The 2,094-nt window shown below is 57.5% G+C and carries 1 protein-coding gene and 1 pseudogene; both read right to left on the reverse strand.

Annotated features, from left to right (window positions below; all coding sequences use genetic code 11):
• Positions 1–1,388: FAD-dependent oxidoreductase (locus tag RTY00_RS24070; RefSeq protein ID WP_312666648.1), on the reverse strand; the 1,388-nt coding region annotated here is incomplete at its 3' end.
• A 125-nt stretch (positions 1,389–1,513) separates the two neighbouring features.
• Positions 1,514–2,094, reverse strand: a pseudogene (locus tag RTY00_RS24075) (N-acetylglucosamine-6-phosphate deacetylase); the annotation flags it as partial.

The raw sequence follows: 2,094 nt of genomic DNA on the forward strand, positions 1-2,094 counted from the left end.
GCGATAAACTGCTTATTCTGCAGCGATCCCAGCAGCCGGTAATCATCCCACTCTTCCGCATGCCCTAAATACTCATAACGCGTCCCGTAGTGTGCGGTCCAGAAGAACGGCACGCGGTCATACAGAATCTGTTTTCCTAACATATTCAGCGCCGCGATGCGTCCTTGCTGATGCGCCACGCGATAGTGCTCAATACGTTGTGGACCCTGCACCGACGGATAACTGGCGATATCACCGGCCACCCAGATGTTATCGGCCACGCGCAGTTGGCTATCGGTGAGTAAACTGCCATCCTCTTCCAGCGGCAGATCGTGGATGAATGATGTCGCCGGCACCACGCCTGTACCAAACAGCACCAAACTGGCATCGACTTTTTTGCCACTCTTCAGGCGCACGGCATTCACTTTGCCCTCGCCTTCCAGAGCCACCGGATCGCCTTCGACAAACTTCACGCCGTTGCTGCGATGCAGATCGTAAAAATGTCGGCCAATCTCTTCGCCAAACTGTTTAGCAAATGGCAGCGGATGACGCGCAATCACCGTGACATCAACATCGCGATTACGCAGCGATCCCGCCATCTCCATGCCAATAAAACTGTTGCCTATAATCACCTGCTGCTCGGTTTTATCGACTTCCTTTAGCAGTTCATCGGCCTGATTGAGCGAGCGCAGCAGATGCACGCCGTCGAGATCTTTACCCGGTATATCGAGCGGTTGCGGCACGCTGCCGCTGGCAATCAGCAGTTGGTCAAACTTCACCTGCTGGCCGCCTTTGAGGATCAGCGTTTGCTCAAGCGCTTTAAGCTGCTCCACATCGCCCTGAATCCGTTCCACCGTACCCAGCACATCCTGCTTCAGCAGCTTCGGTACATCCTCAATCGCCATTTTGCCTGACGGCACGAATTTGCTCAGCGCGGTGCGATCGTATGGCGCTGCCGATTCCCGCTCAATCAGCACGATGTGCCCGCTAAAACCTTCATCGCGCAGCGTCCAAATTGCCGCGCTGCCCGCTGCGCCCGAGCCGAGAATCACGCAAATCGGTGATTCGCCTTGTGCGGAAGGCGCACGGGCGGGTGACATTGACTGCGGGCTGACCAGCACTTTGCCTTGTTCGATGCGCACCGGATAACGCTTCAGATTTGCCAGCGCCAGCGGCTCGCACATCTGCCCATCCTGCAGCTGAAACACCGCTTTGTGCCACGGACAGATCAGCTTGTCGCCACACACCGCGCCCTGCTCTAACGGTGCACCGGCGTGCGGACATTTGGCCTGAAACGCCTGCACACGCTCATCATCCCGAATCAACACCACATCGGTGTCGCCGACAGTAAATTTGGTGGGTTTGCGCTGCGCCAGCGACTTGAGTTCCACGACAGTTTGATAGCTCACGTTAGGCCTCCTTTCTTCTGGTTTTTGATGTAAACAGCAAATCCCTACAAAGAGTAAGCCTGGCAAAGCGTGGTGATTTGTCCGCAACAACAAAGCGCAGCGAGAGGTAAGTCATTGTTTAATGGCTAAAGATAATCTGCGTTTTCACTCCACACCGCAGCGCCTTGCTTCACACAGCCGCGTAACGCCACGCTGCCATCCGTCTGAGCAGCCAGCAGCAGCACATCGGCGGGAGCGCCGCAGGCTAGACCTTGCTGCTGCGGCAGATTGAGCTGGCGCGCCGGACGCACTGAGGCCATATCAATCGCCTGCGCCAGCGTCGCCAATTGCTGACGCAACAGGAAATTCACTCCATCAAGTAAACCCCGCGCCGATCCCGCCAGCAGTTGCGGTGCATCGGCGATGCTCAGGCGTCCGCTGGCGCTGAGCTGCACGCGGCCACCAATCGCCGTGTCATAGATGCCCGGCGGCTGTCCGGCGAACGAGGTGACGTCACTGACCAGCAGCGCCTGCTCGCCTTTGGCACGCAGAAACACTTTCAGCACGTCTGCCGGCAGATGATCGCCATCGGCAATCAAGGTAGCCGTCAGCGCATCTTCGGCCAGCTGCTGCCAGATGTAATTGGGATGGCGTGGCAGTTGCAGATGCGCGCCGTTGCCGAGATGAGTGGAGAGCGTGGCACCCGCGTCAACCGCCGCATGAATTT

This window comes from Pantoea sp. CTOTU49201 (assembly GCF_032054795.1).
GTDB lineage: Bacteria > Pseudomonadota > Gammaproteobacteria > Enterobacterales > Enterobacteriaceae > Pantoea > Pantoea symbiotica.